The following is a 21,081-nucleotide window of genomic DNA, read 5'->3' on the forward strand; positions in this document are numbered from 1 at the left end:
TATGTCTTTCACTCCTTATGAGTGGGAATTTTCACGATTTTCAAATCTTGGGCAATATATGAGTGTGGAAAGATTTCCCGAGCTTCTTTTTCTAACAATGGCCAGTCTTCTTTTTCATAACGAGCGCTAATATGGGTTAAAAATAATTGCTTAGCCCCAGCATCTTTTGCAACTTCTGCAGCTTGATGAGTCGTTGAATGAAAATAGGTATGAGCCATTTCAGTTTCATCTTTATGGAAGGTTGCCTCATGAATAACGACATCCGCCAATCGAGCTAATTTTTCACTATTCTCGCATTTTCTTGTATCCCCTAAAATAGTGACAATTCGACCTTTTTTCGTTCCTCCTAAAAAGTCTTTTCCGTTTATTTCCTTACCATTATCTAATGTAACAGTTTCACCATTTTTCAACCGACTATAAATAGGTCCTGGCGGAACTCCAATTTTTTTTAATTTTTCTACTTGTAAAGGCCCTGGACGATCTTTTTCTACAACTCGAAAACCAAAACAAGGGACGGCATGATCTAAATACCTTGCCTCCACGAGAAATTCGTGATCTTCAAAAATAACCCCCTCTTCTATTTCCTCAACAGACAAATCATATAGAAGATGAGTTTGACTCACTCGTAATGAAACATCAATAAAGTTTTTTATTCCTTTTGGTCCATAGACTATAAGAGGACTTGTCCCTCCCAAAAAAGAGCGGCTTCCAAGTAATCCCGGTAGTCCAAAAATATGATCACCATGTAAATGGGTAATAAAAATTTTTTCAATTTTTCTAGGTTTAATTGTTGTATGTAAAATTTGATGTTGAGTGGCTTCTCCGCAATCAAAAAGCCAAATAGAACCACGGTTTAACAACTTTAATGCAATCGAGGTAACATTTCGATTTTTCGCAGGCATCCCTGCACCCGTTCCTAAAAATTGAATCTCCAAGCTTTTCCCTCCTTTCTGTTCCATACAATTGTTTTTTCATATCATACAACCACGTATAATTGTGTCCCTAAATATTTTACCGCATAGAATCAAAGTTTTGTAAAAAAATATAGATGTCTGCACCAATTACGAAAAGAGGGATATCTGTGCAAGAACAAAAAGCACCTAGTTTATTATTGACCATTTTCGGAGCTACCGGTGATTTAGCGAAAAGAAAATTATTCCCTTCCCTTTATAGACTATATAAAAAAAATTTATTAAACAAACGTTTTGCCATTGTAGGTGTAGCTAGAACCGAAATGAGCGATGATGAGTTCCGCAATCGTGTAAAAAAATCCGTTCAAACATTTGGGGAAATTGATAACGACATCGATGCATTCACATCGCATTTTTATTACGTCCCTCATGATGTAACGAATAAAGAATCATATATAAAATTAAAACAACGAATGGACGATATTGATCGTCAGCATCAGTTAGAAGGAAACCGTATTTTTTATTTAGCTATGGCACCAGAATTTTTTGGAACCATTTCTCTCCACTTAAAAGAATCAGGATTAACTGAAACGAACGGATTTAAACGATTAATTATTGAAAAACCTTTTGGTCATGACTTGTCTTCTGCTCAAAAACTAAATAAAGAGATTCGTGAATCTTTTCATGAAGAAGAAATTTTTCGTATCGACCATTACTTAGGAAAAGAAATGGTTCAAAACATTGAAGTGATTCGGTTTGCGAACAATTTATTTGAACCGTTATGGAATAACCGCTATATTTCTAACATTCAAATTACCTCTAGTGAATCATTAGGCGTCGAAGATCGAGGTAGGTATTACGAAACAAGCGGTGCCTTAAAGGATATGGTACAAAATCATATTTTACAAATGGTGTCGTTGCTTGCTATGGAGCCACCTGTACGTCTTTCTCCCGATGATATTCGAGCAGAAAAAATTAAAGTATTAAAAGCGCTAAGGCCAATCGATAAGGAAAAAGTTCATGAACACTTTGTTCGTGGGCAGTACGGTTCAGGAACCATTAATGGTGAAATAGTACCTGGCTATCGGGAAGAGCCAAATGTTCATCCACAATCAAATACGGAAACGTTTGTGGCAGGACGTATATTTATCGATAATTTTCGCTGGGCAGGTGTGCCATTTTACATACGAACAGGAAAGCGAATGCCTTTGAAAACAACAAAAATTGTCGTACAATTTAAAGATAATCCTTTTCAATTATATTATAAGGATCATCCGCAACCTAACTTACTTGTCCTTCATATTCAACCAGAAGAAGGAATTACCCTTCATTTTAATGCAAAAAAAGCGGGACAAAGTGTTGCAACAACGCAAGTAAAACTTAATTTTTCGAATCAAAAAATTGATGGAATCAATACACCAGAAGCCTATGAAAAACTATTATTTGATTGTATGTTAGGGGATTCCACCAATTTTACTCATTGGGAAGAGGTTGCACTATCGTGGAAGTTCGTTGATCCGATTTCAGAAGTTTGGCAAAACGAGCAATCGTCATTTCCAAATTATGCTGCTTTCACAAACGGACCAGAAAGTTCAAACGAATTACTTGCTTTGGATGGTCATTTCTGGTGGTCGGTCAACGATTTAGATATAGAAAATTGCTAGAGGATGTGAAAATTCATGAAAATTTATGATGTGACGGCACCCATTTTTGAAGGGATGCCGGTTTACAAAAACAAAAAGGAAAAACAGCCAGAAATTAAGACCGTAACGAATGGGCATGTGACCGAATCAAGAATCTCTTTAGACGTTCACACTGGAACGCATGTCGATGCACCGTTACATATGATGAACGATGGTGCCACAATCGAATCCATCCCGATTGAACAATTAATACGACCTTGCAAACTATTTGACTTAACGCACTTAGAGGAAAAAATTCAAGAAAAAGATATTCAACATCTAACAATTGAAAAAGGAGATTTTGTCTTATTTAAAACGAAAAACTCTTATGATGAAACGTTTAATTTTGATTTTATATATGTTGCCCAATGTGCTTCACGCTTTTTAGCTGAACGCAATATTTCAGGCGTAGGAATCGATGCGCTTGGGATTGAACGAGCCCAAGAAGGTCATCCTACCCATCGAACATTAATGGAAAAAAATATTATTATTATTGAAGGACTTCGTTTGAAAGAGGTACCAGAAGGAAACTATTTTATGGTCGCAGCTCCTTTAAAAATCATGGGGACTGACGCTTCACCAGCTCGAATTGTTTTAATTGAAAATAGCGAAAATATCCCTTTTGCATCATCATAAAAAGGAAGCAGTTTTCCCTGAATAAATGTATAAAACATTGGAAGACCTCAAATGCTTGAGGTCTTCTACTCTTTATCAGCTAAAAAGTCTTTATTAAAGCTTGTATTCGTAAAACCTTTATTGTTCGCCTTTTTACTACCTTTCATTATCACCTGATCGCCAAATTTTTCTTTAAGAAGCTCAATCGTTTTCAATAACGGCTCTTTTTTGGCTTCTTCTTCATATGAAAACAAATCGAGTTGAACCGCTACCAATTCTTCTTCTATTAAATCCCCTCCGGTAATTCCTAAAAGACGAACAGGATTACCATTCCAGTGATTTAAAAATATGAAACTAGCTTGTTCAAAAATTTCTTGCTCGGATTGAATGGGATGGTCTAGTTTTTTGCTACGGGTAATCGTTTTTCTGTCTTTATATCGAATCATGACTTGTATTGACTCAGCGAAAACACTTTTACTTTTAAGTCTTGTAGATACTTTTGCTGCTAATGCTTTTAGGAAGTTTAATAATTCTTGTTGATTAGAGATATCTCTCGGTAATGTCGTAGAATTACCAACGCTCTTATAATCGTAAATGGAATTCGGATCTACCGGACGTGTGTCAATCCCATTCGCCCGTTCTTTCAGACGTACACCATTAATTCCTAATAAATGTTTTAATTGTATGTCATTCGCTTTGGCTATATCACCAATGGTATGAATATGAATGGAAGCTAATTTTTCCGCTGTTTTCTTTCCAACCCCATGCATGTCTGAAGCAGGAAGTGGCCATAAAAGCTTTGGAATATCTCGTTTTCTTAAGACGGTAATTCCTAAAGGTTTTTTCATATCAGATGCCATTTTCGCCAAAAACTTATTTGGTGCTATTCCGATGCTACATGGTAAATCGAATTGATTATATAAACGTTTTTGGATACTTTTGGCAATATCTATAGGACTTCCTAATTCATAAAGATTAGTGATATCCATGTACCCTTCATCAATAGAAACCGGTTCTACTAAATCTGTATATTGACGGAGAAGATCGAACATTTTTAATGAAGCTGCCCGATATCGATCAAAATTCGGAGTCATAACAATTAAATTCGGACATAATTTTTTTGCTTCCCAAAGGGGCATAGCTGCTTTAACTCCAAAGCTTCTCGCTTCATAACTGCATGTGATTACGATTCCTCTCCGTTCTTCTGGATTGCCCGCAATGGCTAACGGTTTTCCTTTCAATGAAGGATTGTAAGCCATTTCTACTGAAGCATAAAAACTATTCATATCAACATGTAAAATAACTCTACCTTTTTTCGGGTACATGTGTTTCATTTCGTTCACCAACTTATTTTTGTTGATAAAGGAAAAATTACCCAAATGGAATCCATTTGGGTAAACATACATTATACATTCTGCTTTTGCTCATGAATATAATTTTTGACGATTTCCATACCTTCCAACCAACCGATGAAAGAAGAAGGATCAATGATGACGATTAGTCTTCCATTAATGTTAGCAACACCGCTTAAAAAACGTTTATTATGATTGTCTATTAATGATACTTGTTTCAAAGCGTGATTTGGAATATCAATCATTTCTTTTACTTCTTGAACATATAGGGACATTGGAAGATCATTCGTACGAACAATGATTAATCGATTTCCTTCATCAGCATCACTTTTCTCATCGTAGAATACTTCTTTTAAATCAATGACAGGCACCATTTCTCCCCTTGCTCGTTTGATTCCTTTTATGTAAGGAGGAAAATTTGGATTAGACTCTATATCTTGGGTAAACTCAACTGAAATAACGTCATCTAGTTTCAATCCGTATTCTTCGCCATTAATGGAAAAAATAATTGCTTTTTGAGAAGTACTCATCACTTTCTCCCCATTCACATTAATTTTTTTGGGAACTTACGATTTGAACAATGGCAACAACCATTTCTGTTAATTTTATTAGTTCCTCTATTGGCATACGCTCATTTTTAGTATGTATTTCTTCATAACCGACAGATAAAACAACAGAAGGAATACCAAATCCAGCAAAAATGTTTGCATCTGAGCCTCCGCCGCTATGTAACAGCTCACTGGTTCTTCCGATTTTTTCTGCTGCTTTTTGAGCTATTTGAACAACAAGATCCTCACTTGTGAACTTAAAGCCAGGATACATAACTTTAACTTCGACTTCTGCTTGACCACCCATTTCATTAGCTGTTTGTTCAAACGCTTCTTTCATCTTTTGCACTTGGCGTTCCATTTTTTCTGGTACAAGAGAGCGAGCTTCAGCTAAAATATCTACACGATCACAAACGATATTTGTTGCTTGTCCACCTTCAAAACGACCAATATTAGCGGTTGTTTCTTCATCAATGCGACCTAACGGCATTTTTGCAATCGCTTTTGCTGCAATAGTAATGGCAGAAACCCCTTTTTCCGGTGCAACTCCTGCATGAGCGGTTTTTCCTAAAATCGTTGCTTTTATTTTTGCTTGGGTTGGGGCGGCTACAATGATATTTCCAACTTTTCCATCACTATCTAACGCAAATCCGTATTTTGCCTTTAATAGTTGTGGATCTAATGCTTTTGCTCCAACGAGTCCAGATTCTTCTCCACAAGTAATGACAAATTGGATCGTTCCGTGCTCTATATTGTTTTCTTGGATGACGCGAATGGCCTCCAGAATACTTGCTAACCCTGCTTTATCATCCGCCCCTAATATGGTTGTACCATCGGAAACAATATAACCATCTTTAATCGAAGGTTTAACACCTTTTCCCGGAACGACTGTATCCATATGAGAAGTAAAATATATAGGGTCAACATTTTCTTTATTTCCATGCATTGTAACAGTTAAATTTCCTGCACCGTGTCCAGTGATTGATGTCGTATCATCTTCATATACTTCCAAACCTAATTGTTCAAATTTCTTTTTTAAAACATCTGCAATTTCTCTTTCATACTTTGTTTCTGAATCGATTTGTACTAACTCTAAAAACTCTTGAATTAAGCGTTCTTGATTGATCATGATGTAACCTCCAATTTCCGTAATATTCCCTTTTCAGTATACCTTTTTCACGATTTTTTGTACATTTACAGAGGTATATTTCCGTGTTTCTTTTTCGGGCGATCTTCTTCTTTATGTTCCAACATTTCCAATGCTTGAATTAGTTTTATTCTGGTTTCTCTTGGATCGATGACATCGTCGACCATCCCTCGAGATGCAGCAACATAAGGATTTGCAAATTTCTCCCGATATTCTTCAATCTTTTTCCTACGTGTTTCTTCAGGATCCGGACTATTTTCAATTTCTTTTGCAAATATAATATTGGCTGCACCTTGAGGGCCCATCACAGCGATTTCAGCATTTGGCCAAGCATAAACAATATCAGCACCAATTGATTTACTATTTAGTGCAACATAAGCTCCACCGTATGCTTTACGTAATATAACGGTTATTTTTGGTACAGTTGCTTCAGAATAAGCATATAAAATTTTCGCCCCGTGTCTAATAATTCCACCATGTTCTTGTTTAACACCTGGGAAAAATCCAGTAACATCTTCAAATGTAATGATAGGAATATTAAAAGAATCACAAAATCTAATAAATCTTGCTGCTTTATCGGAAGAATCAATGTCGAGTCCACCAGCCATAAATTTCGGTTGGTTGCATACTAGTCCAACAACCTTTCCTTTCATTCGTGCAAAACCCACGACAATATTTTTCGCGAAATTTTCGTGAATTTCCATAAAACTTCCTGGGTCAGCGACTTGTTCAATCACTTTACGAACATCATACGGTCTTACCGCATCAAAAGGAACAATATCTGTTAAGTCTGGCCGATAGTCGTCTCCATCTTCATATGGAATTGAAGGAGGCGTTTGATTATATTTTAATGGTAAATAACTGAGCAATTTTCGAACGGTAAGTAATGCTTCTTCTTCTGACTTTGCCGCAAAATGAGCATTCCCGCTTTTTGTACTATGAATTTGTGCGCCTCCTAGGTCTTCGGAAGAAATTTTTTCGCCTGTGACGGTTTCAATAACCTTTGGACCAGTGATGAACATTTGACTTGTTTTCTCCACCATAATAACAAAATCTGTTATGGCAGGTGAATAGACGGCTCCACCAGCACAAGGTCCCATAATAACAGAAATTTGCGGTACAACACCAGAATAAATGGAATTTCGATAAAAAATATGCCCATATCCGTCTAAAGATACAACACCTTCTTGAATTCTAGCACCACCGGAATCATTTAAGCCAACGATAGGTGCCCCATTTTTTGCTGCTAAATCCATTATATTGGCTATTTTTTTTGCATGCATTTCTCCTAATGCTCCACCAAAAACGGTAAAATCTTGTGAAAATATGTATACTGGGCGCCCATTCACTTTTCCGTAACCAGTTACGACACCGTCTCCCGGCCCTTTAACATTTTCTAATCCAAAATCATAACACCGATGCTCGATAAAAGGATTTAATTCAACAAAAGTTCCTTCATCGACTAATAAATCAATTCGTTCACGAGCCGTTAATTTACCTTTTTCATGTTGTTTAGCGATTTTTTCATCACCACCGCCGAGCTCAATCTCTCGTTTTCGATCATATAATTCATTAATTTTTTCATAAATGTCTGACATCTAGGAATCCCCCTTTGGCTTTTGACACAACTCATATAAAACTCTTCCTGTCGATTTCGGATGCATAAATGCAACAAGTGCTCCACCGGCACCAGTTTTTGGAACTTCTTGAATAAACTGAATATCTTCAGCTTTCAATTCTTCCATCTTTATATGTATATCATCGACTTCAAAAGCAACGTGATGAATACCTTCCCCTTTTTTTTCTATAAATTTAGCAATTGCACTTTCTTCGGAAACGGGTTCCAGCAATTCTAGTTTACAATCTCCCACTTTTAGAAAAGCAACTTTTACTTTTTCAGACTCTACTATTTCTGTTTTTATATGTTCTAATTTTAAAATTTCAGTATAAAAAGTTAGAGCTTGTTCAATTGAACGAACAGCAATCCCGATATGATCAATTTTTTTCATCTCAACACCCCTTCTATCTTTCTTTTTAAATTTTATCATATTTTTGAAAACTTTTACTTATCTATGAAATATAAGAAAGAGTAATAAGATTCTCTTAATAGAGAATGAAAAGTAGATCATAGAAATTCATCAAGCCTATAGAACTTAATGTCCTTGTAGATTAAAAATATCCATTGTACAATATAGATGAGGAGGATTTTTCATGTCCAAAAAAGTACAAAAAATATTTGTATATTTAATGCTATTTGCCATGATTGCCTCAACGATTCTTTTTGGAATATCAATGGCAATGAATTAATAAATGGAGCATACCGTTAATATGGTATCGCTCCATTTTCTTTTCCAAGTTGTTCAAATGTTTTTGTTGTATGGGTAATAAGAATTTTTGACCCAATCGGGATTTGATCAAACAATTGCTCAACCGCTTGATTATGCATGCGAATACAGCCTTGAGATATATAATAACCTATCGATTCTGGTCGATTCGTTCCATGTATTCCATACATTCGACCATCGGTGTTTAATGCATCGAACCCAATCCACCGACTTCCTAGCGGATTATTTGGGGCTCCCCCTTGAATATTTTTCTTCCGATAATATGGATTGATCGCTTTTACCGTGATAGTAAACGTTCCTTCCGGAGTTAAATCCAACGTTTTGCCCGTAGCAACTTTATACACCTTTTCAACTTTTCCTTCATGAATAAAAGCTAGTTCATTCGTTCGTTTATTAACGATTAAAAACGGATCTCCAACCATCGGATTTTGTCCTAATGGAAATAAAGGTGAAACAGTCATAAGGAGAATGGCTAAGAACGTTTTCAAACTGATCATCTCCTTTTTACTTAGTTTGTTCAATAATTTGAATATCAAACCATTCCATTAAGGATAAAGAATGGGTGCAAACAGACATGTATAGAGGTAAAGGGGAGGATATTAATTTGGAGAAACATTCACTAAATTGAAAGATAGGCTAGACATATTTATCAAAAAAACCGAGGGGTACTCCCTCGGCTTATACTTCATCACAATATTGATCAAAATAGTTTTGCAATTTTTGGATAACAGAAATAGGTTCGTGACCTTCAATTTCATGTCTTTCCACCATTGCTAACAATTTTCCATCTTTTAATAGCGCAAATGACGGTGAAGATGGTGGATAATCGTCAAAATAACTTCTAGCACGTTCGGTCGCTTCTTTATCTTGACCGGCAAAGACAGTTACTAAATAGTCAGGGCGTTTATCATAATTAACAGCATGGAAAGCTGCAGGTCTAGCAATACCACCTGCACAACCACATACAGAATTAATCATAACTAATGTAGTTCCTTTTCTTGCAAATGCTTCATCTACTTCTTCAGGAGTAGTTAATTCAGTATATCCTGCAGCTCGAATTTCTTCTCGAGCTTGTCGAACGACATCATTCATAAAAAAGTTAAAATCGATTGACATATAATCGCTCCTTTATCATTAATCTATGTATTATATTATCAGTGTTTTAAAGAAAATATCAAATTTTAGGTTTAATTTTTTATAAAACGGGAATAGTATGAATACACATGATCCATACCCCTAACTCCCTGATATTGGATAGTGCGAATAAGCACTGTCCGTTTTTTTTATTTTTGATAAAATGCTTGAAACAATGATTCAACTGCTTCAGTGGCAGGCATTTGCCCTTCCACCACTTGTTGAATTAAACTTGGATAAATTGATTTCACATTTGAATCTTGGTAAAAATCCATTAACAATTTTTCTTGGATAAGCGCATGTACCCAATCTTTTCGTTGTTCTTTTCTTCGTTCATAAAAAACACCGCTAGTTTTTGTCGTTTTGATAAATTGCTGAATAACCTTCCATATTTCTTCCATCCCTTGATGATAAAGAGCTGAACATGTATATGCTTTCGTTGTCCATCCTTTCGTGGCGGGTTGGAGAAAATGAAGGATTTGATTAAACTCTCTTTTCGTTTTTTCGGCATGACGAATATTGTCTCCATCTGCCTTATTGACAACTATCGCATCCACTAGCTCCATAATTCCTCGTTTCATTCCTTGAAGTTCATCTCCGGCTCCTGTAATAGCCAATAATAAGAAAAAGTCGACCATTCCACGCACATTTGCTTCGCTTTGTCCGACACCAACCGTTTCAACAATAATCACATCAAAGCCAAATGCTTCACATAAAGCTATCGTTTCTCGCGTTTTTCTATGAACCCCACCTAATGTACCTTCAGATGGAGATGGGCGGATAAAAGCATTTTTTTCTTTAACCAATTGTTCCATTCTCGTTTTATCTCCGAGAATACTCCCCCCGTTAACAGATGAAGTTGGATCAATCGCTAATACAGCAACTTTATGATGTTGTTTGATTAAATGCAAGCCGAATGATTCTATAAAAGTACTCTTTCCCGCACCTGGGACACCGGAAATACCAATGCGAACGGAATTTCCAGTGTAGGGAAGCAATTCTTTTAAAATTTGTTGGCTTTTCTTCTTATGCTCCGGAAGATTGCTTTCAATTAAGGTGATTGCTTTCGCCAACATAACACGATCTTTATTTAATATTCCTTTTATATAGTCGTTGATCGAAATTTCTTCGTTTTTCATTTTTCGATACTTTTTTTTCGGGAAGGAAGATGGGTTTTGTTTATTGTCCATCTTCTTCCACTTCCTCATATCCAAGGCGTTTTAAAATTTCTTCAACGACTTTTTGCGCAGCCACAGGAATAATCGTTCCTGGCCCAAATATAGCAGAGACTCCTTTAGAATATAAAAATTCATAATCTTTTGCTGGAATGACTCCTCCGACTATGACAACAATGTCATCACGACCAAGTTTTTTCAATTCTTCTATTAATTCTGGTACTAATGTTTTATGGCCGGCTGCTAAGGAACTAACACCGACTACATGAACATCATTTTCCACTGCTTGAAGGGCTGTTTCTTCAGGAGTTTGGAATAACGGTCCAATATCTACATCAAATCCTAAATCGGCAAATGCAGTAGAAATCACTTTAGCTCCTCGATCATGCCCGTCTTGTCCCATTTTAGCTACAAGCATACGTGGTCTTCTTCCTTCAAGACGTAAAAATTCTTCCGTCAACTGTTTCACTTCTTCGATTTGTTCATGATCTTGATAAGCACTCGAATAAACGCCGCTTATGGAACGAATAACAGCTTTATGTCTTCCGCAAACTTTTTCAATAGCCATCGAAATCTCTCCCAAAGTTGCACGATTTCTTGCAGCTTCAACAGCTAACTCCAATAAATTCCCTTTTTTCGTTTGTGCCGCTTTTGATAAGGCTTCCAACGATTGTTTTACCGCTTCTTCATTTCTTGTTTCCTTTAGTTGTTTTAATTTTTCCAATTGACGATTTCGAACAGCTGTATTGTCAATATCTAAAATATCAATTTCTTCTTGACTGTCGATTCGATATTTATTTACACCAATAATCGTTTCTTTTCCTGAATCGATCATTGCTTGTCTTTTGGCTGCCGCTTCTTCAATTCTTAATTTTGGAATACCAGTTTCGATCGCTTTTGTCATACCGCCAAGCTCTTCAATTTCTTCAATGTGCTGCCATGCACGTTTCATCAGCTCATGAGTCAAAGTTTCAACATAATACGAACCGCCCCATGGATCGATCACTCGGGTAATATCCGTTTCTTCTTGTAAATACAATTGCGTATTTCTAGCAATCCGTGCGGAAAACTCAGTAGGTAAAGCAATCGCTTCATCTAAAGCGTTCGTATGTAAAGATTGTGTATGTCCCATGGTTGCTGCATGAGCTTCTATTAGAGTCCGTATAACATTATTAAATGGATCTTGTTCTGTTAAACTCCAACCACTCGTTTGCGAATGGGTACGTAGAGCCATTGATTTCGGGTTTTTCGGAGAAAATTGTTTCATCAATTTTGCCCACATAAATCTCGCGGCTCTCATTTTTGCCACTTCCATGAAATAATTCATGCCAATGGCCCAAAAAAAAGATAATCTTGGTGCAAATGAATCAATATCAATTCCAGCGTTTATTCCTGTTCGTACATACTCTAATCCATCAGCCAAAGTATACGCTAATTCTAAATCGGCAGGTGCTCCAGCTTCTTGCATATGATAACCTGAAATACTAATGCTATTAAATTTTGGCATATACTTTGACGTAAATGAAAATATGTTAGAAATAATATGCATAGACATTTCTGGAGGATAAATATACGTGTTTCGTACCATATATTCTTTTAAAATATCGTTTTGAATCGTTCCTGAAAGCTGTTCGCGTTTTACCCCTTGTTCTTCTGCTGTCACAATATAAAATGCCATAATAGGTAATACTGCGCCATTCATCGTCATCGATACAGACATTTGATCAAGAGGAATTCCGTTAAATAATATTTTCATATCTTCAACTGAATCAATCGCCACACCAGCTTTTCCAACATCACCAACAACTCTTGGATGATCGGAATCATATCCACGATGCGTCGCTAAATCAAACGCCACAGATAAACCTTTTTGCCCTGCAGCTAAGTTTTTTCGATAAAATTCATTTGATTCTTCTGCTGTAGAAAATCCAGCATATTGACGAATCGTCCAAGGTTTATTTACATACATCGTTGGATAAGGACCACGTACATAAGGTGGAAGTCCCGGAAAAGTATTTAAGTGGATGTAATCTTCAATATCTTTTTTCGTATACAATGATTTAATTGGTATTCCTTCATAGGATTCTTTAACTACTTCAATAGATGGTTCATGATTTTTTTTATTTGAGGATGAATCGAATAAGGATATGTTTCGAAAATCCGGTCTCATCTTCCCTCCACCTCCAACTCTTTCAGTAGTTGAGCATTCATTTCAAAACAGTTTGTTTTGATGTCAATATAATCCGTTAATCCATGTAAACGGAATTGATTGATTAAGTTATCACTTGGCATTCCGGCTAAAAATAGTTTCACTTTACATTCCGTTTGAATAGCTTTAATGATGGATAAACCGATCTTTTCATATTGTTCATTCGATCCACAAACAATATAAATAGGTAATTGGCTGTTTTTAACAAATTGAACAGCATCCTTTTCATCATAACACTCTTGACTAATTACGGACTCTATTCCTCCAGCAGCTAAAAAGTTTTGAATGAAATCGACACGAGTTTTATGGTCTTTTAATGCTCCTAAACCGATCAATCCAATTTGCGGTTTTTTTCCATATTTTTGTTCAAATTTTAAAGATTGAATACGAAGTTGTTCAAAATCATTTGCTAGTCTCATTGGCTGAACTGGTTCTATATCTTCCGTGTCCGCAATAGTCAAGAATGATTCCATTATTAAATGGATATTTATGTTTTGTTGACGATCCTCCATCGATTTTTCCACAAATATTTCATCACTTTTCAATCCTTGGATACTTTGAGGTTGTTGTAGCTTATCTTTTAAATTCGGGAAAACATTTGTACCGATTAGTTTTACTTTTCGTTTTGCCACCTGTTTAATACGTTCTTCTTTTAAAGTACGAATTTCTTTTTGAATTCTTCCCGATTTCAAGTTTGATAATAATCCTCCGCTATTTTCTATATCTAAAAATAGTTCCCATGCCTTTTCCATTAATGTTTTTGTCAATTCTTCAATATACCAAGAACCTCCGGCAGGATCGATTGGATGAACGATAGATGTTTCTTCACGAATAATATGTTGCGTGTTTCGAGCAATCCGTTCTCCTAATTCACTGGCTGATTCTTGATACCAATCAAATGGATCTACATGTATATATTGTACTTGTGCTAAACTGGCAGCAAACGCTTCAGCCCCACTACGTAGCATATTTACATAAGGATCAGTCACCGTTTTATTCGTTTTAGTTGTTTCGGCTCGGATAATCATTTTTCGATTTTTTTCTGTGACATTGTAAGCTTCGCCTATTTTTGACCATAGAGCACGTAACGCTCTAAACTTAGCGATTTCCATAAAAAATGAAGAACCAACGGAAAAATTAAAGATAATTTTAGAGAATGTTAGTTCTGGAGCCAATCCGAATTGTTTCAATCGTTCTACGTACTCTACCCCTGTTGATAAAGCAATTGCCATTTGTTGGACAATATTGGCACCGCTATTTTCATAAATACTATTGTCTATATAAATGGTGCGCAATGATGGGAAATGACTATGAGCATAAAAGATGGAACTAGCCAAATGTTCGAAATATTCTTTTTCATTTTTTAATACTTTCCCTTTTAAAGCAAATTGACCAATCGGATCAAACCCGATGAAACCATGATACAAAGTTGGGTCTAGTTGATTTCGATCCGCCCAATCTTTTAACATTATGTATAAGTTCGAACATGGATGACTAGTAATAATGAAAAAAGGTCTCTTTTCTGAATAATACTTATCTAATAAATGATACATTTCACCGATGGTCATCTTCTGATCGAAAACAAAAGAGATTGCCTCTTGTCCTCCTGAGAAAGCCTTTTCAAAATTTTGAATGAGTTCATGAAAGTCCTTTCCGTGAATCGTTTGTGCTATCACCCAAGGAACTTTTCGATAACCCTCTCTATTTATTCCACGTATAAAAGTGGATTCACCCGGAACTTCATCACTTAATAGTTTCCAACCTTCGTCTAATTTCGTATATAAAGGTTTTATTGTTATTTCTTCAAATGTTAATGTTTCTAAATTCGCTTTTTTTCCTTTTAAAGATTGTTCAACAGCTTCCATCCATTGATGGAAATCCGTTGGTGGAAATTCTTCATTGATAAAGTCGTTTATTTTCATTTGAATGCCGACCCAATCGTTTGGCCGTTCCTCCTTTCCGCCATTTACAGTTTTATCCTCTAATCTTATTTTATTATAGGTGAAAAAAGTTTACTAGTTAGCAATCATGTTCTTTAGTAGCAAAATAGCCACCATTCAAAACGAATGATGGCTATCTATTTAATATATAGAAGTTTCGGGGGAAATGGATTCTAAAATTTCTTTTACACGTTTTAAAAATCTTCCGCAAATGAGACCGTCTAAAACTCGATGGTCGAGCGACAAGCATAAATTGACCATATCGCGAACCGCGATCATTCCATTATTCATAACGACCGGACGTTTCACGATAGATTCTACTTGTAGAATGGCTGCTTGCGGGTAATTTATAATACCCATGGATTGAACGGAACCAAAGGAACCTGTATTGTTGACGGTAAATGTTCCACCTTGCATATCTTCACTCGTTAATTTACCTGAACGAACTTTTTGGGATAGTTCCGTAATTTCTCTTGCAATTCCTTTAATCGTTTTTTCATCCGCATGCTTAATGACCGGAACATATAACGCATCTTCTGTTGCAACAGCAATAGAGATGTTTATATCTTTCTTTTGGATAATCTTATCACCCGCCCACATAGAATTGATCTGCGGGAATTCTTTTAATGCTTGAGCTACAGCTTTTACGAAAAACGCAAAATATGTTAAATTAAATCCTTCTTTTCGTTTAAATTCCTCTTTAATAGAATCGCGGTATGCAACTAAATTTGTTACATCCACTTCCATCATTGTCCATGCGTGAGGAGCTTCATGTTTACTACGAAGCATGTTAGTTGCAATGGCTTTTCTAACACCTGATACAGGTATTTCAATATCTCCTGCAGCTGTTGGAATGGATGAAGTTGGTGCAGTAGATACTTTCTTGACAGGTGTTTCTTCTTGCTTTCTTTCTGGAACGGAAACTGTTTCTTCTTGTTTAGCATCAACTTTATAGGCTTCAGGACCTTTCTCAATCAATGCTAAAATGTCTTTGCGTGTAATTCGTCCGCCTTTACCTGTTCCTTTCACTTTCGTTAAATCAATTCCATGCTCTTGTGAAAGTTTTAATACAGCAGGCGAATAACGTTGTTTTTGACTTTGATCGACATCAGCAGAATTATTTTCATTGGATAAATGTTTCTCAGTTTTTGGTATTTCCTTAGTTTCTGCGACTTCGCCACCTTCGACTTCGATCGTACAAATAATTTCACCGACAGGTAATGTCTGCCCTTCTTCCGCAATCAGTTCTTTTATGACTCCGGAAAAAGAGGATGGGATTTCAGCGTTTACTTTATCCGTCATAACTTCTGCAATTGGATCATATTTGTTTACCTTATCTCCAACTGAAACGAGCCATTTACTAATTGTTCCTTCTGTAACACTTTCACCTAGCTGTGGCATTTTCATTTGTTCTAGCATAGGATCCCTCCTCTTTCATGATTAAAATTCAGCTAATTCTCTCATCGCTTTTTCAATTTTATCCGGATTAACCATAAAGAATTTTTCCATCGTTGGTGCATAAGGCATAGCTGGAACATCTGGACCTGCTAATCGTTTAATTGGAGCATCTAAATCAAATAAGCAATTTTCCGCAATGATCGCCGAAACTTCGCTCATGACGCTTCCTTCTAAGTTATCTTCCGTTACTAATAACACTTTTCCTGTTTTAGATGCTGCTTCAATAATGGCTTCTTTATCTAATGGATAAACGGTACGTAAGTCTAAAATATGTGCTGAAATTCCATCTTTTTCAAGTCTTTCCGCTGCTTGAAGGGCGAAGTGAACACATAAACCATATGTAATAACTGTAATGTCTTCTCCTTCACGTTTAACATCTGCTTTTCCAATTGGCAATACATAATCGTCTGTCGGAACTTCGCCTTTTATTAATCGATACGCACGTTTATGTTCAAAGAATAATACTGGGTCTTCATCGCGAATTGCCGCTTTTAATAATCCTTTGACATCATAAGGAGTGGATGGCATCACGATTTTTAATCCAGGTTGATTCGCAAATACAGCTTCTACAGATTGTGAATGATACAATGCACCGTGAACACCACCACCATAAGGTGCACGAATAACAACAGGACAGTTCCAATCGTTATTGGAACGGTAACGAATTCTAGCTGCTTCAGAAATAATTTGGTTAACTGCAGGCATAATAAAATCTGCGAATTGCATTTCGGCAATTGGTCTCATTCCGTACATGGCAGCACCAATCGCTACACCGGCAATGGCTGATTCGGCTAAAGGCGTATCTAACACACGATATTCACCAAATTGATCGTATAAACCTTGGGTTGCTTTAAAAACCCCACCTTTTTTACCTACGTCTTCTCCAAGTACAAAAACGCGAGAATCACGTTCCATTTCTTCGCGAATCGCTAATGTTACTGCATCAATATATGACATTACTGGCATCTTTTCATCCCCCTTTTACTCCGCATAAACATACTTTAAGGCGTGTTCAGGATCAGCATATGGTGCATTTTCAGCATAATCAGTCGCTTCATTGACTGTTTTCATCACGCGATTTTGAATTTCTTTATCTTTTTCGTCCGTTAAAATATTTAATTCTTTTAAGTATTTAGCGAAATTTGGAATTGGATCTAACTCCTTCGCTTTTTTAACTTCCTCTTGATCACGATATACTTTATCATCATCGTCACTTGAATGTGCAGTAAAACGATAAGAAACCGTTTCAATTAACGTTGGTCCTTCTCCTCGACGTGCACGATCCGCTGCTTCTTTTACCGTCTTATAAACTTCAAGAATATCATTTCCGTCAATCGTATACCCTGGCATTCCGTAACCAATTGCGCGATCAGATACTTTTTCACATGCTAATTGTTTTTCAATTGGGACAGATATCGCATATTTATTGTTTTCGCACATGAAGATGACAGGAAGCTTATGTACTCCTGCAAAGTTTGCTCCTTCGTGGAAATCTCCTTGGTTGGAAGAACCTTCACCAAATGTAACAAATGTAACGAAGTCTTTTCCTTCCATTTTTCCAGCTAGTGCAATTCCTACTGCATGAGGAACTTGTGTCGTAACAGGAGAGGAACCTGTTACAATACGATTTTTCTTTTGACCAAAGTGTCCAGGCATTTGTCTTCCTCCGGAGTTAGGATCCTCCGCTTTTGCAAATGCTGATAACATCAATTCTTTAGCAGTCATGCCAAATGTTAAAACAACTCCCATATCACGATAGTACGGCAACACATAGTCCTTCGTACGATCTAGGGCAAATGCTGCTCCAACTTGAGCGGCTTCTTGACCTTGACAAGAAATGACGAATGGGATTTTACCAGAACGGTTCAATAACCACATTCTTTCATCTAATTTACGGGCAAGAAGCATCGTTTCATACATTTCAAGTACATCTTGATCCGTTAATCCTAATGATTGATGGCGATTTTCTGTCATAGTCATCCTCCTTTTATATTAAAAAATAGATATCATGATTATGAATGAATAGCTTTTCCATCTACAGCAAGCGCTGCTTCACCAATTACTTCCGATAATGACGGATGCGGATGAACAGTATGAGCAATTTCCCAAGGGGTTGCATCAAGCACTTTGGCTAAACCAGCTTCACTAATCATGTCCGTTACATGAGGACCAATCATGTGAACTCCTAATATATCATCCGTTTTTTCATCGGCAACGATTTTTACAAATCCGTCAGTTTCCCCAAAAACTAGCGCTTTTCCAATAGCGCGGAAGTTGAATTTTCCAACCTTAACAGAATAGCCTTTTTCTTTCGCTTCTCTTTCTGTTAGTCCAACACTCGCAGCTTCTGGATTACTATAAATACATTTTGAAATGTGTTCATAATTTAATGGGGATGGATTTAAACCTGCAATATGTTCAACTGCTGTAATTCCTTCATGTGAAGCTACATGGGCTAGCTGAAGACCACCAATACAGTCACCAATAGCATATATATGAGACTCTTTCGTTTGATAATATTCGTTTGTTACAATATATCCTTTTTCAACCTTAATATCAGTATTTTCTAAACCAATTCCTTCAATATTAGCTTGCCTTCCAACCGATACGAGAATTTTTTCTGCTTCAAATTCTTTTAACTCGCCGTTGATTTCAGCTTTAATCTTCACAGAATTGTCCAATTTTTCCAATGTCTCAGGTAACACTTTTGCACTTGTAAAAATTTTAATTCCTTTTTTCTTTAATAAACGTTTCATTTCTTTGCTAATATCATCATCTTCTGTTGGAATGATTCTATCCGCATATTCAATCACTGTTACGTCCACGCCAAAGTCCGAAAGCATAGATGCCCATTCAATTCCGATGACTCCTCCACCTACAATGGCAATCGATTGTGGGAGTGATTCAAGCTTTAATGCTTCATCCGATGTAATTACTTTTTCTCCATCAATTTCTAATCCTGGCAATGTTCTTGGTCTTGAACCTGTAGCAATGATAACATTTTTTGGAACAAGCATTTCATTTTCTGTCCCATTGTTCATTTCAACAGAGACCGTTCCTGGCATTGGAGAAAAAATGGATGGGCCTAAAATTCTTCCTGTTCCTTCGTAAATATCAATTTTTCCTTTTTTCATTAAATGTTGAACACCGCGATACAATTGATCAACAATTTTTTCTTTTCTTTCTTGAACACGTTTAAAATCAAACGTTACATCACTAGTAAAAACGCCAAATTCATTACTTTTTTTGGCCGTTTGATACACTTCTGCACTTCTTAACAGCGCTTTCGATGGGATGCATCCCGCATGTAAGCATGTTCCGCCTAATTTTCCTTTTTCAACAACGGCAGTAGATAATCCAAGTTGGGCTGCGCGTATGGCTGCAACATACCCACCGGTACCGCCTCCGATAATGACAACATCATATTCTTTTGCCACTTATTTCACCCCATTAGCTATTTTGGTATTTGCACTTGAATTCGGGTATACTTTTGCTTCTTCTTCCCCTAATAGGACTCTTAATGCTCCTTCTGCTAGAGCTTGAAGTTCATTCTCTCCAGGATAAACAATACAGTCTGCAATCCATTTGACACGTTTGATAATTTCGTTTGTAAATTCTTTTCCGTATGCAAGTCCACCCGTTAAAATAATGGCATCAACTTTCCCCTCTAATACACAAGAAGCTGCGCCAATTTCTTTTGCTACTTGATAGGCCATCGCATCATAAATTAGCTTTGCTTTTTCATCGCCATTTTCGATCATTTTTTCAACCTTGATGGCATCGTTAGTCCCAAGGTAACCAACTAAACCACCTTGTCCAACAAGCTTTTTCATAATTTCATCGCGGTAATAGTCTCCTGAAAAACATAAATCTACTAAATCTCCAGCAGGAACAGTACCTGCACGTTCAGGGCTAAAAGGTCCTTCTCCATTTAATCCATTATTCACATCGACAACACGACCATATTTATGAACCCCAATCGTGATTCCTCCACCCATATGGGCGACGATAAAACGAACATCCTCGTAGCGTCTCCCCTGTTCTTTCGCTACCTTTCTAGCAACGGCTTTCTGATTTAAAGCATGAAAAATACTTTTTCTTTCAATTAAAGAAAATCCAGATACTTTCGCAATGGGATCCATTTCATCAACAACAACTGGATCTACAATATAAGCTGGAATATTTAGGCCTGATGCGATTTCATAGGCAATTATTCCGCCTAAGTTAGACGCGTGCTGTCCAGAATATCCTTCTTTTAAGTCTTTTAACATCAGTTCATTGACTTCATACGTTCCTCCTTCAATTGGACGGAGTAACCCACCTCTTCCACAAACAGCACTTAATTTAGAAACATTTATACCTTCATAATCCAACGTTTCTAATATCATTTTTTTCCGATATTCATATTGGTCATAAATCGTATCAAAAGATTGAATCATTTCAAAGTCATGTCGGATCGTCGTTTCGAAAATCGGGATATCATGATCAAATACTCCTATTTTCGTTGAAGTTGAACCAGGATTGATGACAAGTATTCGATGTTGTGATTCTTGCACTTTTTTAAC

Annotated in this window: 19 protein-coding genes; 3 read left to right on the forward strand and 16 right to left on the reverse strand. The window is 36.5% G+C overall.

Annotated features, from left to right (window positions below):
- Positions 1-8: 8 nt before the first annotated feature.
- The gene (gene rnz, locus AC3ASS_RS00825) at positions 9-935 is read right to left on the reverse strand and encodes a ribonuclease Z (RefSeq protein ID WP_488281600.1); all 927 of its coding nucleotides are present in this window, start codon (positions 933-935) and stop codon (positions 9-11) included.
- Positions 936-1,081: 146 nt separating this feature from the next.
- Between rnz and zwf the strand changes: the two genes are divergently transcribed.
- Positions 1,082-2,575 (forward strand): glucose-6-phosphate dehydrogenase, encoded by a 1,494-nt coding sequence (zwf, locus tag AC3ASS_RS00830; RefSeq protein WP_488281601.1) that lies wholly within the window; start codon positions 1,082-1,084, stop codon positions 2,573-2,575.
- Between the two features lie 15 nt (positions 2,576-2,590).
- Entirely contained in the window at positions 2,591-3,229 is a 639-nt protein-coding gene (locus AC3ASS_RS00835; RefSeq protein WP_488281602.1) for a cyclase family protein, read from the forward strand.
- 65 nt (positions 3,230-3,294) lie between these two features.
- Here the strand turns inward: AC3ASS_RS00835 and AC3ASS_RS00840 are convergent, their stop codons facing one another.
- From AC3ASS_RS00840 to mce, 5 genes are all read right to left on the reverse strand, one after another.
- The gene (locus tag AC3ASS_RS00840) at positions 3,295-4,542 is read right to left on the reverse strand and encodes a DNA polymerase IV (RefSeq protein ID WP_488281603.1); all 1,248 of its coding nucleotides are present in this window, start codon (positions 4,540-4,542) and stop codon (positions 3,295-3,297) included.
- 71 nt (positions 4,543-4,613) lie between these two features.
- The gene (locus AC3ASS_RS00845; RefSeq protein WP_488281604.1) at positions 4,614-5,090 is read right to left on the reverse strand and encodes a chemotaxis protein CheW; all 477 of its coding nucleotides are present in this window, start codon (positions 5,088-5,090) and stop codon (positions 4,614-4,616) included.
- A 19-nt stretch (positions 5,091-5,109) separates the two neighbouring features.
- Positions 5,110-6,237, reverse strand: coding sequence for a M20/M25/M40 family metallo-hydrolase (locus AC3ASS_RS00850; RefSeq protein WP_488281605.1), 1,128 nt, complete (start codon positions 6,235-6,237; stop codon positions 5,110-5,112).
- A 65-nt stretch (positions 6,238-6,302) separates the two neighbouring features.
- Positions 6,303-7,853 (reverse strand): acyl-CoA carboxylase subunit beta, encoded by a 1,551-nt coding sequence (locus tag AC3ASS_RS00855; RefSeq protein ID WP_488281606.1) that lies wholly within the window; start codon positions 7,851-7,853, stop codon positions 6,303-6,305.
- Positions 7,854-8,264 (reverse strand): methylmalonyl-CoA epimerase, encoded by a 411-nt coding sequence (gene mce, locus AC3ASS_RS00860; RefSeq protein WP_488281607.1) that lies wholly within the window; start codon positions 8,262-8,264, stop codon positions 7,854-7,856.
- Between the two features lie 202 nt (positions 8,265-8,466).
- Here mce and prli42 point away from each other — a divergent pair, with 202 nt between their 5' ends.
- Positions 8,467-8,562: a stressosome-associated protein Prli42 gene (prli42, locus tag AC3ASS_RS00865; protein ID WP_488281608.1), complete on the forward strand. Its 96-nt coding sequence runs from the start codon at positions 8,467-8,469 to the stop codon at positions 8,560-8,562.
- Between the two features lie 16 nt (positions 8,563-8,578).
- Here the strand turns inward: prli42 and AC3ASS_RS00870 are convergent, their stop codons facing one another.
- The 10 genes from AC3ASS_RS00870 to buk all read right to left on the reverse strand — a co-directional run bounded on the left by AC3ASS_RS00870 (position 8,579) and on the right by buk (position 21,072).
- Positions 8,579-9,088, reverse strand: a complete 510-nt coding sequence (locus AC3ASS_RS00870; protein ID WP_488281609.1) for a L,D-transpeptidase — start codon at positions 9,086-9,088, stop codon at positions 8,579-8,581.
- Between the two features lie 190 nt (positions 9,089-9,278).
- Positions 9,279-9,716, reverse strand: coding sequence for a BrxA/BrxB family bacilliredoxin (locus tag AC3ASS_RS00875; protein WP_488281610.1), 438 nt, complete (start codon positions 9,714-9,716; stop codon positions 9,279-9,281).
- A 167-nt stretch (positions 9,717-9,883) separates the two neighbouring features.
- Positions 9,884-10,924, reverse strand: a complete 1,041-nt coding sequence (gene meaB, locus AC3ASS_RS00880; RefSeq protein WP_488281611.1) for a methylmalonyl Co-A mutase-associated GTPase MeaB — start codon at positions 10,922-10,924, stop codon at positions 9,884-9,886.
- Positions 10,914-13,079, reverse strand: coding sequence for a methylmalonyl-CoA mutase (gene scpA, locus AC3ASS_RS00885; protein WP_488281612.1), 2,166 nt, complete (start codon positions 13,077-13,079; stop codon positions 10,914-10,916). The genes meaB and scpA overlap by 11 nt, the downstream gene beginning before the upstream one ends.
- Entirely contained in the window at positions 13,076-15,040 is a 1,965-nt protein-coding gene (locus AC3ASS_RS00890; protein ID WP_488281613.1) for a methylmalonyl-CoA mutase family protein, read from the reverse strand. The genes scpA and AC3ASS_RS00890 overlap by 4 nt, the downstream gene beginning before the upstream one ends.
- 159 nt (positions 15,041-15,199) lie before the next feature.
- Positions 15,200-16,477, reverse strand: coding sequence for a dihydrolipoamide acetyltransferase family protein (locus AC3ASS_RS00895; RefSeq protein WP_488281614.1), 1,278 nt, complete (start codon positions 16,475-16,477; stop codon positions 15,200-15,202).
- Positions 16,478-16,498: 21 nt separating this feature from the next.
- Entirely contained in the window at positions 16,499-17,482 is a 984-nt protein-coding gene (locus AC3ASS_RS00900) for an alpha-ketoacid dehydrogenase subunit beta (RefSeq protein ID WP_488281615.1), read from the reverse strand.
- Positions 17,483-17,497: 15 nt separating this feature from the next.
- Positions 17,498-18,490: a thiamine pyrophosphate-dependent dehydrogenase E1 component subunit alpha gene (locus AC3ASS_RS00905; protein WP_488281616.1), complete on the reverse strand. Its 993-nt coding sequence runs from the start codon at positions 18,488-18,490 to the stop codon at positions 17,498-17,500.
- A gap of 38 nt (positions 18,491-18,528) precedes the next feature.
- Entirely contained in the window at positions 18,529-19,953 is a 1,425-nt protein-coding gene (gene lpdA, locus AC3ASS_RS00910; RefSeq protein ID WP_488281617.1) for a dihydrolipoyl dehydrogenase, read from the reverse strand.
- Complete coding sequence (gene buk / locus AC3ASS_RS00915) at positions 19,954-21,072, reverse strand: butyrate kinase (protein WP_488281618.1); 1,119 nt, start codon at positions 21,070-21,072, stop codon at positions 19,954-19,956. It lies immediately after the preceding gene.
- Positions 21,073-21,081 lie beyond the last annotated feature (9 nt).

It is taken from the genome of Bacillus sp. JST-5, assembly GCF_057747715.1.